Source organism: Longimicrobium sp., assembly GCA_036389795.1.
In the GTDB taxonomy this organism is placed as follows: domain Bacteria; phylum Gemmatimonadota; class Gemmatimonadetes; order Longimicrobiales; family Longimicrobiaceae; genus Longimicrobium.
Genome location: DASVWD010000235.1, coordinates 1 through 14,428, shown reverse-complemented (window position 1 = coordinate 14,428; position 14,428 = coordinate 1). Strand labels below are relative to the sequence as shown.

Genomic DNA, 14,428 nt, shown 5'->3' with positions numbered 1-14,428 from the left:
CCATTCTGTCGCGGGTGCGGGGAGCGGCGACCATCGACCGGGGGGAGCGCGGATGCCGAGGTGCTGGCTGATGAAGAGCGAGCCGGACGTCTACTCGATCGACGACCTGGCGCGCGACGGGAGCACGTCGTGGGAAGGGGTGCGCAACTACCAGGCGCGCAACTTCATGCGCGACGACATGCGGGTGGGCGACCCCGTCCTCTTCTACCACAGCAGCGCCGACCCGCCGGGCGTGGCCGGGCTGGCGCGCGTCTCCCGCGCCGGCTCCCCGGACCCGAGCGCGCGCGACCCGGCGAGCGACTACTACGACGAGAAAGCCACCGACGCCGACCCGCGCTGGTACATGGTCGACGTGGAGTTCGTGGAGAAGTTCCCGAGGCTGGTGACGCTGGACGACCTGCGCGCCGCGCCGGGGCTGGAGAAGATGCTGGTGCTCAACCGCAGCCGCCTCTCCGTGCAGCCCGTCACCGACGCCGAGTACGAGGCGGTGGTGCGGCTGGGGCGCGGCGGGTAGCTCCGCCCGCATGTGAACGCCCGCCGCCCGGGAGAACGGGACGGCGGGCGCCGCCCGCGCTTCGCGCCCACGAGACTGAGCTTCCCGCGCCGAAGCCGGCTTTCGCGCCGAACCAGCCTGCGAAGGCAGGCTTCTCGCCGTTGTTGCCGCGGCTTCAGCCGCCCGGCGCGGGACGGGGAGCTGCCGATCCGACTTTTTCAGCCGGCTCTCAGGCCGACTTCGTCCATCGGGCGGCGTTGGCGAGCGAGTCGGTGAGCCGGTTGAGCACGCCCCGGGAGATTTTCACCATCCCGCTGTCCGAAGAGGACGTGGAGAAAGTCTGGGCTCGCCGCAGGTGGCGTCGGACGGCGAGGGTTCTCGTACCGGGTGTCTGATACCAATTTGCCGAGCATTGTCATGGTTCCGAAAAGATTGTAATCACACAAAGAAACAGAGAAGCGGAGGATTTCTCTGTTCCTCTGTTTCTCTGTGTGAGACCTTTTCAGAGCCGATACCTGAACGATTCTCTGCAGATTGGTATGAGCGATGTCCGGGCCCGAGGTCGTGTTCCTCCGATCGTCGACTGCCAGGCCCCGCGGGCGCGGGGGCGGCGATCACTCCGCCCGGAGCACCGCGTTCGGGTCCAGGCGGGCGGCGCGCCAGGCGGGGAGGGCGCACGCCGTCACCGAGACCGCCGCCAGAGCCAGCGCCGAGATCGCCCAGGTCGCGGGATCCGTGGGCGTGAGGTCGAAGAGGAAGGGCGCGACCCAGCGCGTCGCCGCGAGCGCGGCCGCGCCGCCCAGCAGGAGACCCGCCCCCACCAGCCGCCCGGCCTCGCCCAGCACCAGGCGCATTACCCGCGTGCGGGCGGCGCCGAGCGCGATGCGGATCCCGATCTCGTTCCGGCGGCGCGCCACCGAGTAGGCCATCGTGCCGTAGAGGCCGACCACCGCGAGGAGCAGGGCGAGCCCGCCGAAGATGCCGGAGAGCATCGCGAGCAGGCGCTCGCGGGCGAGCGAGGCGTCCAGCTGCGCCTCGAGCGTCCTGTAGCGGATGGAGATGCTCCCGTTCACCTCCCCCACCGCCCGGGTCACCGTCCGGGCAAGGGAGCTCGCCGCGCCGCGGCCGCGCAGCTCGAGCTCGAGCGCGGGCCGATCGGGGCCGCCCAGCTGGCTGAGCGGAAGGAAGACCAGCGGCTCTCGCTCCTCGCGCATCGAGCGGTACTTCGTATCCTGCACCACCCCCACGACGTGCAGCGGCTGGTCGTCCCCGGCGAGCCGCCCCTTGATCGTCACCCGCCGGCCGACGGGATTCGCGCCGTGGAAGAACTTCTTCATGAACGACTCGTTCACGATGGCGACCGGCGGGGATTCCGCCACGTCGCCCTCGTCGAAGTCGCGGCCGGCGAGCAGCGCGGCGCCCAGGGTGGAGAAGAAGCCGTCGCTCACCCCGTTGAAGAAGACCTCGTCGTCGCGCGGCCCCCTGGGCGTGAAGCCGTCGACCGAGAGGTTGCCGTTCCACCCCCCGCCGCTGAGCGGCGTGAAGACGGACGCGCTGGCCGATTCCACGCCCGGCGTGGCGCGGAGGCGCTCGAGGATCTCGCGCTTCACGCGGGGAATCTCCTCCTCCGGGATGCCCGCGTTGCCCATGTCGAGGGAGGCGAGGAGCACACCCGCGGGCTCGAAGCCGGGATCGAGCGTGGCGAGGCGGCGGAAGGTGCCCAGCAGCAGGCCCGCGCCCACCACGAGGACGAGCGAGAGCGCGATCTGCCCCACCACGAGCGCCTTCCCGACGCGGAAGCGGGAATGTCCCTCGACGATGCCCCGCCCGCCCGCCTTCATCGCGCCCCGCGGGTCCACCCGCGCGGAGCGCCACGCGGGCACGAGCCCGAAGAGGACCGCGGTCCCGGTGGCGACGGCCAGCGTGAAGGCGAGGACGCGGCCGTCGAGGGAGAGGTCCAGCCACACCGCCTCCCCGCGCATCGCCGCCTCCCCGCGCATGGGCAGGTAGCGCACCAGCAGCCGCGTGGCGGCACCGGCCAGGAGGAGCCCCACCGCCGCCCCGAGGAGCGAGAGGAGCAGGCTCTCCGTGAGGAGCTGCCGGACCAGCCGGCCGCGGCCCGCGCCGATGGCGAGCCGGACGGCCACCTCGTGGCGCCGGCTGGAAGCGCGGGCCAGGAGCAGGTTGGCCACGTTCGCGCAGCCGATGAGCAGTACCAGCCCGACCGCCGCCATCAGCGCCACCAGCGCGTCGTGGTACCGGCCCCGGACCCCGGAGTACCCGTTCGCCGCCGGCACCGCGGTCAGCGTGGTCCGCCGGTAGTCCGCCTTCGCCTCCGTGGGCCAGTCGTCGGGGACCGTGGCGCCGAAGACGGCGGGTGCCAGCGCCGCCAGCCGCCGGCCGGCGTCCCCGGTGGTCATCCCCGGCCGCCGCCGTCCGAAGATGTTCAGGAACCACGTGCTGCGCTCATCCAGCGAGTCGTGCCCGCCCTGGACGATCGGCATGGCGCAGAGCGGAACGTACACCTCGGCCGCGCGCCCCACGTGCACCCCGGAGAAGCCCTCCGCGGCCACGCCGACGATCTCGAAGGGGTGGCCGTTCAGCGAAAGCGTCCTCCCCACGGCGTCGGGGCTCCCCCCGTAGGCGCTCTCCCAGAAGCCGTAGCCGACCACCGCCACCGGCGGACATCCCCGGTAGTCGTCCGCCGGCGCCACCAGCCGGCCGGCGGCGGGACGAACGCCCAGCGTCGAGAAGTAGCCCCCGCTCACCCACGCCCCCGCGACCGGGCGCGACTGGCCGCCCCCGGCGAGGTCGAAGCGCTCGTCCGCCGTGGCGAACGCGCCCGAGAAGACGTCCTGGCGGTCCCGCAGCGCCTCCCAGAGCGGGTTGGTGAAGTTGTCGCCCCCTTCCCCCAGCCCCCCGGAGCGGGCTGGTGTCGTCACCCGGACCAGCTCCTCCGGACGCACCACCGGCAGCGACCGCAGCATCACCGCGTCGACGAGGCTGAAGATCGCCGTGTTCGCCCCGATGGCGAGCCCGAGGGAGAGGATCGCCACCCCCGCGAAGCCGGGGCTCGCCCGCAGCGAGCGCAGCGCGTAGCGCACGTCGGCCACGAGCGACTCGAGCCACGGAAGAATGTCCCGGTCCCTCGCCCGCTCCTTGTGCACCGCCGGGCTCCCGAAGCGCAGCCGCGCCTCCCGCCGCGCCTCCTCCTCGCTCATCCCGCTCGCCACCAGCTCGTCGGTCCGCTCCGCGAGGTGGAACTCCAGCTCGCGGTCCAGCTCGCTCGACAGCCCCTCGGGGCGCATCGTGTTCCGCAGTCGATGATACCAGGCCATGGGTGTTCCGCCCCCGGGATCGAGGAGAGGTCAGGCGTAGCGGAGGACCCGCCCCACCCCGTCCGTCAGACGCGCCCAGCTCTCCTGCTCCGCCGCGAGCTGAGCCTCGCCCGCGGGGGTGATCGAGTAGAACCGCGCCTGCCGGTTCTTCTCCGTGGTCCCCCACTCGCTCCGCAGCCACCCGTCCTGCTCCATCCGGTGCAGCGCCGGGTACAGCGAGCCCTCCTCCACCCGCAGCAGCTCGGCCGACACGCGCTGGATGTGGGAGGTGATGGCGTAGCCGTGCATCGGGCCCTGGGCGGAGAGGGTCCGCAGGACGAGCAGGGGGAGCGTGCCCTGGAGGACGTCGTTCCGGCGCGGTCGAAGCGGTGTCATAGCAGTCTATGCATAGAGTTCTAGGGGTAAATAGCGGTGCCGGCCGCCCCGTGTCAAGGAGGTCGTCGCTTCCGCCTCCCCGGCAGCACCCGGCCGCGGTACACGACCCGCGGCTCTTCGACGGTGATGAACGCGTCGTCGTCCCGGACGCCGACCCCGGCGGAGACGGCGGGCAGGCCGCGGCGGCGCAGGACGGCCTCGACCTCCACGTGGCCCTCGCCCCTTGGCCGGCGCAGTCGGTGACGCCGAAGCCGCGATCGCGCAGCGCCTCGGCGAGCGCGACCCCGCCCCACCCGGGAGACGGCGCGGACGCTCGCCATCCCCAGGGCTCGCCGCGTTTCGTCGGGTCGCCGCGGTTGCGGATCGCCGCCGACGAGCCCGGTGTCGATCTCCCCGGTGCACGGGAGATCGCCGGGAGAGGCGTGCCGATCCCTGTCCCGGGTGCGCGGCGCCGCGCAATGGACGAAGTCGGGCTCAGGCCGCGTGCTTCGTGTAGCTCCGCTCCGGCCCGATGTGCTCGTCCTTCCCCGCGCTCTCGGGGAGGGCCCAGGCGGGGAGCTGGGGCGGATCCCAGCGAAAGGTCCGGCCCTCGCGCGTCTTCCCGCGGAGCCGGCCGTTCTCGCGCACGTGCGCGAACGACTCGTCCAGCCCGTAGAGGTAGCGTCCGATCCCCCACTGGACGGCGGCCCGCTTCATCGCCGCGGAGAGGCCGCCCTTCACGCCCTCGACGTCGGTGTTCTCGGCCCCGTCCCACTTGGTGACCCACTCGTTCCCCACCCGGATCGAGATGCCGCACATCACGCCGCCGCGCGGCCCCGGCTTGAACTCGTTCTTCCAGCTCCCGGGCCCCACCACGTCGTCGAGCCGCGCCTGGATCGCCCGGTTGGTGACGTAGGGGACGCAGATCGCCCAGATGCGCCCGTTCTTCTCCCCCGCCTGCTGGATGCGCCACTCGATCTCGTCCGGCGCGAAGAACGCCTGCAGCGCCTTGTAGTTGAGCTCCGCCATCATGGCCTCCACAGATACGCCCGCAGAATCTCTCTCCGTCTACTTACGGTATATCTTCGGTTTTCCGGACGGTCCTGTCAAGTGCCCATCGGGATCCACCCCGTGCACGCGGTGAGATGGTGCGTCGGTGATCACCTTCGCGCTTACGCACTCACGCACTCACGCACTCACGCACTCTCGCACTCTCGCACTTACAGACTCTCCGCGTCCGCGATCCTCCCCCGCAGGCTGTACTTCCGCCCGCGCCAGTCGAGCGTGCCGCGGCGGCTCAGGCGGAAGGAGTTGAGCGCGATGAAGAAGATCCAGATCAGCCCGAAGGGGTGCAGGAGGATGCCGTTGCTGCTCTGGCGCAGGCGGAAGGCCGTGGCGGCGCGCAACGCCACGTTGGCCGCCACGCCCACCAGCGACGGCCAGAGCAGCACCTTCCACCCGCCCACGACGGCCTGGTACAGCCCCACGTACGGGGCGAAGAGCGCGGCGCACAGCAAGAGCGCCAGCACCAGCAGCACCGGGCGGCGCACCAGGCGGTGGTAGAAGATCTTGGAGAGGCCCAGCCACAGGTCGCTCCTGCCCTCGAACAGGCGCCCCGAGGCCAGGTTCTGCCCCTGCGCGTACACCACCCGGCCCCCCGTCTCCTTCACCCGCTTCGCCATCGCCGCGTCGTCGGCCACCTCGGCGGCGGCGGCCTCCCACCCGCCGGCCTTCTCCAGCGCCTCGCGCCGCACCGCCATGATCTGCCCGCTGGTCACGCGGATGCGCGGGCTCCTGGCGTGCCACACCAGCGGCAGCGGCCACACCAGGAAGCGCAGGTCCAGCAGCGGCACCACCGCCTGCTCGGTGAGCGTCCCCGTGGCCTGCCTGGGGGTGGCGGTCAGGAAGTCGGCCTTCCAGTGCTCCAGCACCCACCCCAGCCGCGCCAGGCAGGTGGGGGTGGGCACCGTGTCGGCGTCCAGGTACACCAGCACGTCGCCCGCGGCCTCCTCCCACAGGCGGTGGCACGCCCACGGCTTCCCCAGCCAGCCGGGGGGCAGCTCGTCGCCGCGCACCACCCGCAGCGCGCGCTCCGTCTCGCAGAGGCGCTCCAGGACTTCGCCCGTGCCGTCGGTGGAGCCGTCGTCGTACACCAGCACCTCGTCGGGGCGCTGCGTGCCGGCCAGCGCGGCGCGCACGCAGGTGACGATGTTGCGCGCCTCGTTGCGGGCCGGGATGCACACCGACACCCGCCCCGCGATGCGCCCCTTCGCCCGCCCGCGCGGCCACACGGCCAGGTTGAACAGCACCATCGCCAGCACCGCCAGCGACGGCGCCGCCAGGACCCAGAACCACGCCTGCTCGTCCGGCGACAGCGGGAACAATCCTCCTCCTTCCCCCTCGTGGAGCCCGTCCTCCCGCGCGAGCACGATGCCAGCGCCGCGCCCGCCGCCACGGGAGGGCTCCGGACGGGCCGTCGCATCCCGTAAACATGCGATTTGGGGCGCGCGGCGGGCCCGGTGCCCAAGATACTTGCGCCACGACGCGTGTCCAGCAAACTTCTAGGATTTGTGACACTCCACGCACGGATCGTGCGGCGCCCGCCGGTTGCGCGGCCGGGCGCGCCGAAGGGGCAAAAAGCGTGGAACGGGAGCGAACGTCCCGGTCGCCGGGCGGGCGCTTCCCCCGGCGGACGCGCACCTCCAGCAGGCGGACGGGCCCAGGCATGTACCGGATCAAGCGAGTCGCCCACCTCACCGGGATCAACCCGGCGACGCTGCGCGCCTGGGAGCGGCGCTACAACCTGATCTCGCCCCAGCGGACCGAGAGCGGGTACCGGCTGTACAGCGACGAAGACGTGGCGATGCTCACGCGCATCAAGCAGCTCACCGACGAGGGCCTCACCATCAGCGAGGCGATCGCGCGGGTGGGCCGCGGGAGGGCGCCGCTGCCGGCCGACGCGCACGCCCTGCTCGACCTGCGCGGCGAGCTGCGCGACGCGCTGCTGCGCTTCGACCGCCCGGCGGCGCTGGCGGCGTACGAGCGCGCCGCGCACCTCCCCGCCGAGCTGCGCGTGGAGCAGCTGCTGCTGCCGATGATGCGCGAGCTGGGCGACCTGTGGGAGCACGGCGACGCGGTGGTGAGCCAGGAGCACTTCGCCAGCGCATTCGTGCGCGAGAAGCTCTCGCAGCTCATCGCCGGGCTCGACACGGGGGCGGCCGCGGGGCCCGAGGGCGTCTGCGCGGGGCTCCCCGGCGAGCTGCACGAGTTCGGGCTGATGGCGGCGGCGGTGCGGCTGGCGCGCGAGGGGTGGAGGGTGCTGTACCTGGGCGCCGACGTCCCCCTGGAAGACGTGCGCCGGGTGCTGCGCGAGCGGCGCCCCCGCATGCTGTGCACCTCGGCGGTGATGCGCCTGGACCCCGACGAGTTCCGCGCGCTGGCGGCCGAGCTGCGCGGGGCGGCCCCCCGCGACACCGACGTGGTGATCGGCGGCGCCGGCATCCCTCCGCTGGAGGGCGGCGCCGTCCCCGGCGTGCGCCTCCCCGCCTGCGTCAGCGAGATCTTCTCCGTCAACTGAAAGTACGGAGTACGGAAGTACGGGACGGCGTCGGGACGCTCCCCTCTCTCCATCGCGGCGGAGGGGCGTTCTGTCGGGAGCGGCCTGCCCGCGCCGAAGCCGGCCTCCACACCGAAGGAGCCCGCGCAGGCGGGCTTTTCGCCGTTGTCGCCGCGGTTCACCCGCCCTAGCTCCCCCCGGAAACACTCGCGCCCGTCCGCCGCCGCGCCCGGGTGGCCGCGTCCACCAGGCCGCGGGGATGCCGCTCCCGGCGGCGGTCATGGCGGAGGCGGAAAGCGCGGGCGGGAATCGATGGCGGGGCGATGAAGGGAGGCCCCGGGCCGGCGACTTCGCCGGCGGCGGAGCAGGGCGTACGGGATCAGAGGCCTTCGCGCTCCACCCGGAGCCGCTGCCGCTCGGCCTCGGCCCGCATCCGCGCGGCGATCTCCTGGAAGCGGCGCTCGCCGCGCAGCTCCGCGAAGACCTGGCCGTTGGAAAGCCCCCAGACGTCCCGGTACCCGCGCGCCACGGCCTGGTCGAGGTCGTGGAGCGCCTGCTCCTTCCGCCCGCGGGCGGCGTCGGTGGCGGCGAGCGCGTAGTAGGGCCAGAAGCTCTCGTTCTTCTCCGCGAGCATCCGGCGGGCGCGCCGCTCGACCTCGCGGAACACCTCCTCCGCCTTCCGCCGCTCCCCCAGCTTCCGGTAGAGGTATCCCGGCGTGGCGTCGTAGTGCTCCCCTCCCGCCAGGGCGACGGCGCGCTCGTGGTGCGCCAGCGCCGCCCGCAGGTCGCCCCGCCGCAGGTCGAGCCTGCCCAGCATGGACTGGTGCACGGAGTCCAGCGCCACGGCGGTCCGCGCGTGCCCGCCCGCCCCGGCCAAATCCCCGCGCCGCAGGGCGAGGTCGGCCAGGCGCACGTGCAGGAAGGCGTAGTCCGGCTGCAGCTCCAGGCCGCGGCGGTACCACCGCTCGGCTTCGTCCAGCTTCCCCAGGAGCGCGTACCCGAAGCCGATGTACTCGTACGGCCAGACCGTGCGCGGATCCAGGCTCACCGCGCGCTTCAGCCAGGGGATCGCCTCGTCCAGCCGCCCCATGTCGCCGTACGTCTGCCCGGTCTCGGCCGTGGCGGTGGCGTCGCTGGGGTTGAGCGCCACGGCGCGCCGGTACTGCTCGAGCGCCAGGGAGTAGCGGCCCTGCCGGCGGTACCACTCCGCCAGCGCCGCGTACCCGTCCGGGAGGCCGGGGTCCAGCGCGATGGCCCGGCGGGCGAGGGCCGCGGCGGAGTCCACGGGGGTGGGCGTCCAGGTGGTCATCCGGGCGCGCGCCAGCCAGGCGTAGGCCAGCGCGAAGCCGGAGTCCAGCGCCACGGCGCGCTCGAAGAGCGCGACGGACCGCTCGATGTCCGCCTGCGTGTAGCGGTCGAGGTACTGCCGCCCCTGCCTGTAGTAGTCGTACGCGGTGAGGTTGGAGGTGGGGGCGGCGGCGATCCGCTCCCGCTCGTCCCGGGTGAGGCGGACCTCCAGCGCCCTCGCGATCTCCTGCGCGATCTCGCTCTGGATCTGGAAGACGTCCTCCAGCTCGCGGTCGTAGCTCTCCGCCCACAGGTGCTCGTCGGTGCGCGCGTCGATGAGCTGGGCGGTGATGCGCACGCGGTCGCCCGCGCGCCGCACGCTGCCCTCCACCACGTGGCTCACCCCCAGCTCGCGGCCGATCTGCCGGAGCGCCTTGTTGCTCCCCCGGTACGCCATCGCCGAGGTGCGGCTGATCACCCGCAGCCCGCTGACCCGCGACAGGTTGGTCAGGATGTCCTCGGTGATCCCGTCGGAGAAGTACTCGTTCTCCCGGCTCTCGCTCAGGTTCGCGAACGGGAGCACCGCCACCGCGCGCCCGGCGGCGGGCGGGGGGCCGAGGGAGGGAAGCGCCCCGCCCGCGGCAGCCGCAGCAGCAGCGGATGCCGACGCGGCCGGCGCGGGCCGGGCGCCGCCGCGGCCCACCTGCCACATCACGCCGCCGGCGATCACGAGCAGCGCCGCCAGCATCAGCAGCTCGGGCCCGCTCACCCGCTGGTGGCCCTGCTCGCCGTGGTACCAGGCGAGCACCAGGGTGACGAAGAGGCCGAGCACCAGCAGCACGATGAGCACCCGCCCGGCGGCCGGGCTCCAGCCGAAGCTGTCGCGCACCGCGCCGAAGAGCTGCAGCGCCAGCCACGCACCCGCGAGATACGCGAGCGCCCACTGCACGAGCTTGCGCTCGCGCAGGCGCTGGAAGACGCCGTGCAGGTCGCGGCGGCCGTCCTCTGCGTCGGGCTGGGTGGCTGGATGCTCCGGCAGGGCCATCTGGAGCTCCTCAGTTCACGATGGAAGGAGCGCGAATCGAGGTCATCGACGTCCTTCGCCGTCCCGGATTTCACCGCCGGCACCGCCACTGCTGACAACTTAGCGCCGCGCTTCCCCTGTTCCTAGCGTTTTTCCGCCCGCCTTCCGACGAAAAACCTCACACGGAGTCGACAGAGAACCCCGCTGTTCGCCGTTACCTCCGTCGACTCCGCGTGAGACATTCAGCTACGGATCCCGATCCCAACGACGCTCCGCGCTTCAGAACGACTGGCCGAAGAGGAAGTACGCCTCGGGCTTCGGGCGCGTGAAGCCGCCGCCGCGGGTCGGCGTCTCGCTCAGGGGGAAGGCGACGCCCGCGCGCAGGCGCATCCGCACGTTGAAGCCGAAGGTGACGTCCGCCCCCAGCTCCGCGCCCACGGAGCCGATCATGTCGATGTCTTCGAAGGGGACGACGGGGTCGCAGATCTCCACGCACCACGCCGTCCCCGCGTCCGCGAACGCCGTCCCCCACAGCCGGTCCAGGTAGACGGGGACGAGCCCCAGCCCGCGCTCCACCAGCGCGATGGGAAAGCGGTACTCGGCCGTGGCGGCCACCGCGCGGTCGCCCACCTGCGAGCCCTCGGGGTAGCCGCGCACCGGCAGGTCCGGCGTGTCGCCCAGCCCCGTCCCCGTCGAGAGCGGGAAGGCCAGCGCCAGCCCCCCGTTGCCGCCCACCGCGAACCCCGGCGCGCGCGAGCCCGCGTCCACCCCGCCCGCCACCCGCACCGCCAGCACGTGCCGCGCGAACCCCCACGCCCGGAAGCCGCGGTACGCCTGCGTGCGCCCGGCCAGGCGCGTGTAGCCGCGCAGCACGTCCTCGCCCTCGATCTCCCGCGTGAAGCGCCGCGCCTCCACCGACGCCGCGGCCACGACCCCGTCCTCGGCGCTGATGGAGAAGTCGTACGCGCGCACCGTCGACCAGCCGAGCGTGGCCACCGCGCCCACGTCCGGCGGCGGGTCCACCACCGTCACCCCGCTCGCCTGCTCCGGGTCGTCGAACACCCGCTTGCGGTCGCGCACGGTCGCCCCCAGCGAGAGCCACGCGTACGAGCGGTAGCGCGGCCGCGCGAAGGTGGCCACCACGCTGGCCGAGCGCTCCCGCTCCAGCAGCGCCGTGGGGATCGGCGCGTCGCCGGGCCCGGCCAGCACGCCCGCCGCGATCAGCACGTCCCAGTCCTGGAACGCCGAGGCGCCGAGCGTGGGGTTGCCGAGCCCGCGGAAGAGGTAGCCGAGCGCCCCCTCGAAGCGCGCCTCGTCGCCGTAGACCTGCCCGAACGCCGCCCAGAGGTGCCGCTCGACCACGTCGTGCCCGCCGGTGGCGGCGCCGACCGCCGTCCCCAGTGCCTCGCGCGTCAGCAGCGTCGGCTCCCACCAGGTGGGCCGCAGCGAGCGCCACGGCGAGTACCGGCGCTCCGCCGTCCGCGCGGCCGGGGCGGCGGGCGGGGGCGCCTCCCCCTCGCGCACCTCCGCGCGGACGGGCGGCGCCGGGCGCCAGGCGGACGGGTCGAAGGGGATGCGCGCGACGTGGTACCCGTCGGAGCGGTACCAGGCGAAGGCGATCCAGCGCCCGTCCGGCGACACGTCGGGCTCGAAGGCGCCGGTGAGCACGTTCGTCACTTGGAGGAGCCGCCCGTCCCGCGTGTCGAACGCGTAGAGGTTGGAGATGCCGGTGCGGTCCGACGAGAAGAGCACGTACCGCCCGTCGGGCGACCACGCCGGCGCCATGTCCACCGCGCGGTCGTCCGTCGCCTCGGCGGCCACGCGGCCCGACGCGGCGTCGAGCACCACCACGTCGTAGCGCCCGCCCCGCCGCCAGCGCGAGATGGCGATCCGCGTCCCGTCCGGCGACCAGCGCGGGTACGCCCAGTGCACGTCCAGCGAGGCCTCCACGAGCGGCGCCGGCTCCGCGCCCGGCGCGGCCAGGACGACGGGCTGGTTGGTCCCCGGCGCGCTGCGGACGGCCGCGATCCGGCCGTCGCGCGCCACGTCCACCTCGGTGAGCCGCGCCCCGCGCGTCAGCCGGTCGACGTCGCCGTCCCCGGCGATGCGGTAGAGGTCGGCGTACTGGCGGTACGGGTCCACCAGGTCCACCATCGAGGTGACCAGCGAGCCGCCAGACGCCTCCCACGCCGACGCCGCCAGCAGCGTGCGCGGGGCCAGCACGCGCACCCGCCCGTCCGCCTCGATCACCCGCGTGGACGGCTCGTCGCGCCCGGTGTACGCGGAGAAGGCGATCCGCCGCCCGTCCGGCGACCAGCGCGGGAAGCGGGCGTAGTAGCCGGCCGTGGTCAGCACCTCCGGCTCGGTGAGCCCCCGCGCCCGCAGCGAGTCGGCCAGCGCGCGGTAGCGCCCCTGCAGCTCGCGCTCCCACTCGTCCCACGCGCGCGAGAAGGAGACGCCGTACGCCTTCCGGGCCGCGCGGTCCACCAGGAACGGGACCACGCGCCCGCCGTAGGTGCGCACGAACTCCCCCGCCGCCTCGCCGCCCTCGCGCTCCGCCAGCCAGTCGAGGAACATCGCGCCGTAGAAGTACGCCGCGTTCCCCCCCGGCCAGCTCGCCGGGTCGCCCGACGCGCGGTCGATCTCGAAGAAGCGCCCCTCCAGCACCGCCGTGCGCAGCGCCATCTCCTGCATGGTCCCGCGCACCCGCCCCGCGCGCGTGAGCCGCGACTCCAGCCAGGTCGCCAGCCCCTCGGTGGTCCAGCGCGGCACCGTGGGGCTGGGGAAGGAGAGGGGGATGCGGCCGAAGACCGAGCGGATGGCCCGCGGCACCCCGCGCGCGTAGTCCAGGTGGAAGACGTGCGCGAGCTCGTGGGTGATCACCAGGTCCAGCCAGTCGTCGAAGAACGCCAGACCGGGGTCGTCCACCGGCGGGTGCGCGAACACGACCACGCGGTTGCGCGGGAAGGTGTTGGCGAACCCGTTGGCGAAGTCCGCGTTGTCGGTGACGACGAGGTCGATCCTTCCCCCCGGCGGCCGGATGAGCGCCTCCCGCAATTCGGCGTACGCGGCCTCGGCGCGGACGGCGGCGCGCCCCGCCAGCGAGTCGAGCCCCGGCGTGAAGTGCACGCGGAAGTGCTCCGTGTCGAGCACGCGCCACCGCTCGTCCGGCGGGACCTGCGCGCGCGCCGCCGTCAGCGGAGCGAGCACGGCCGCCAGCGCCAGCCACCACCCGAGCCGACGAGGGGAAAGGATCATGGGATTGTCGATGGAGATGGATGTGGATCGATCAACCGTCCCGGCGCCGTTCCCGCACGAATGTAGCCTCGCGTCCGGGGCGCGAATGGCAGCCTCGCGTCCGCGGCGCGAGCGGGTAAACCCGCCCGCTGGAACCACGGAAAGCCTCGCCGATCACCGTCTCGGCCGCGCTTCCGTGCGGCGAGGCTTCAACCGCACCGGCGGACGTCTACCAGTCAGCCCCTGCGCCGCGCTCCGCATCCCGCGCGAATCTTCGCGTGCAGTCCGCGCAGGCGGACTTCGTGTTGTTGTAGCCCCCGATTTCAATCGGGGTGCGGGCGGACCCGGCGCAGGAGGCCGCCTTCCGCGCACGGGCTGGCATCCGCCGGGCGAGGCAGGCCTCGCCCCTACGCGATCCCCGCCGAACCTACCGCCCGGCAGCGTGGTCCCGCAGGAACGCCTCGATGGCGCGGAAGTGCGCGCGGGCGATGCGCTCCTGCACGCGCGGGTCGCGCAGCGCCGCCTCCTGCTCGGGCACCATCAGGAACATCGTCTCGGTGAGCGTGGACGGGAACCAGGTGGACCGCACCAGCGCCAGGTCCGCCCGCGCGATCCCCAGGTCGCGCAGCCCCAGCTCGCGCAGCAGCTCGCGCTGAAGGTGGCGCGTGAGGCCCAGCCCCTGCGGCGCGTTGTAGAACGCCGTGGTCCCCGCGTTGGTAAACGGGTTCACCCCGTCGGGGAAGGCGTTGTTGTGCACCGACACCAGCAGGTGCACGTCCTGCCGCTCCGCCATGAGCGGCCGGTCGCCCAGCGCCACCGCGGCCGTGTCGGGGCGCGTCTCCAGCACCCGCGCGCCCGCCTCGCGCAGCATGCGCACCAGCTGCTTCGCGATCGCCAGGTTCGCCTCGGCCTCCGTCAGCCGCGTGGGGCCGATGGCGCCCCCCGGCGGGTGCCCCGCGTCGACGCCGACCAGCAGCCCCGCCAGCGGCCGCCCCGCGTCGATCGGCGGCGGCCGGCGGACACGGACGACCAGCGCGCCGCCGGGATCGTAGAAGCTCCGCCACCCCCAGGCCGGCCGGTCCAGCTCCAGCGTCACCCGGGAGCGGTCGTCCGCGGGCTGGCTCCACTGCACGCGGCGG

Annotated in this window: 10 protein-coding genes; 2 read left to right on the top strand and 8 right to left on the bottom strand. The window is 73.7% G+C overall.

Annotation, left to right across the window (positions count from 1 at the left end; all coding sequences use genetic code 11):
* The first annotated feature begins 70 nt into the window (after positions 1–70).
* The gene (locus VF746_27865; protein HEX8696267.1) at positions 71–514 is read left to right on the top strand and encodes an EVE domain-containing protein; all 444 of its coding nucleotides are present in this window, start codon (positions 71–73) and stop codon (positions 512–514) included.
* Between the two features lie 593 nt (positions 515–1,107).
* Here VF746_27865 and VF746_27860 read toward each other — a convergent pair.
* The 5 genes from VF746_27860 to VF746_27840 all read right to left on the bottom strand — a co-directional run bounded on the left by VF746_27860 (position 1,108) and on the right by VF746_27840 (position 6,569).
* Complete coding sequence (locus tag VF746_27860; protein HEX8696266.1) at positions 1,108–3,801, bottom strand: ABC transporter permease; 2,694 nt, start codon at positions 3,799–3,801, stop codon at positions 1,108–1,110.
* Between the two features lie 60 nt (positions 3,802–3,861).
* Positions 3,862–4,206 carry a PadR family transcriptional regulator gene (locus VF746_27855; GenBank protein ID HEX8696265.1) on the bottom strand — a complete coding sequence of 115 codons (345 nt, stop codon included), beginning with the start codon at positions 4,204–4,206 and terminating at the stop codon, positions 3,862–3,864.
* Positions 4,207–4,259: 53 nt separating this feature from the next.
* The gene (locus VF746_27850; protein HEX8696264.1) at positions 4,260–4,415 is read right to left on the bottom strand and encodes a hypothetical protein; all 156 of its coding nucleotides are present in this window, start codon (positions 4,413–4,415) and stop codon (positions 4,260–4,262) included.
* 265 nt (positions 4,416–4,680) lie between these two features.
* Positions 4,681–5,217 carry a Rad52/Rad22 family DNA repair protein gene (locus tag VF746_27845; protein ID HEX8696263.1) on the bottom strand — a complete coding sequence of 179 codons (537 nt, stop codon included), beginning with the start codon at positions 5,215–5,217 and terminating at the stop codon, positions 4,681–4,683.
* A gap of 188 nt (positions 5,218–5,405) precedes the next feature.
* The gene (locus VF746_27840; protein ID HEX8696262.1) at positions 5,406–6,569 is read right to left on the bottom strand and encodes a glycosyltransferase family 2 protein; all 1,164 of its coding nucleotides are present in this window, start codon (positions 6,567–6,569) and stop codon (positions 5,406–5,408) included.
* 341 nt (positions 6,570–6,910) lie between these two features.
* Between VF746_27840 and VF746_27835 the strand changes: the two genes are divergently transcribed.
* On the top strand, positions 6,911–7,762 hold the full coding sequence (locus VF746_27835) for a MerR family transcriptional regulator (GenBank protein ID HEX8696261.1): 852 nt from the start codon (positions 6,911–6,913) through the stop codon (positions 7,760–7,762).
* Positions 7,763–8,120: 358 nt separating this feature from the next.
* Here the strand turns inward: VF746_27835 and VF746_27830 are convergent, their stop codons facing one another.
* The 3 genes from VF746_27830 to VF746_27820 form a co-directional block, all read right to left on the bottom strand.
* On the bottom strand, positions 8,121–10,073 hold the full coding sequence (locus tag VF746_27830) for a tetratricopeptide repeat protein (protein ID HEX8696260.1): 1,953 nt from the start codon (positions 10,071–10,073) through the stop codon (positions 8,121–8,123).
* Positions 10,074–10,331: 258 nt separating this feature from the next.
* The gene (locus VF746_27825; GenBank protein ID HEX8696259.1) at positions 10,332–13,310 is read right to left on the bottom strand and encodes a hypothetical protein; all 2,979 of its coding nucleotides are present in this window, start codon (positions 13,308–13,310) and stop codon (positions 10,332–10,334) included.
* 406 nt (positions 13,311–13,716) lie between these two features.
* Positions 13,717–14,428: N-acetylmuramoyl-L-alanine amidase (locus tag VF746_27820; GenBank protein ID HEX8696258.1), on the bottom strand; the 712-nt coding region annotated here is incomplete at its 5' end.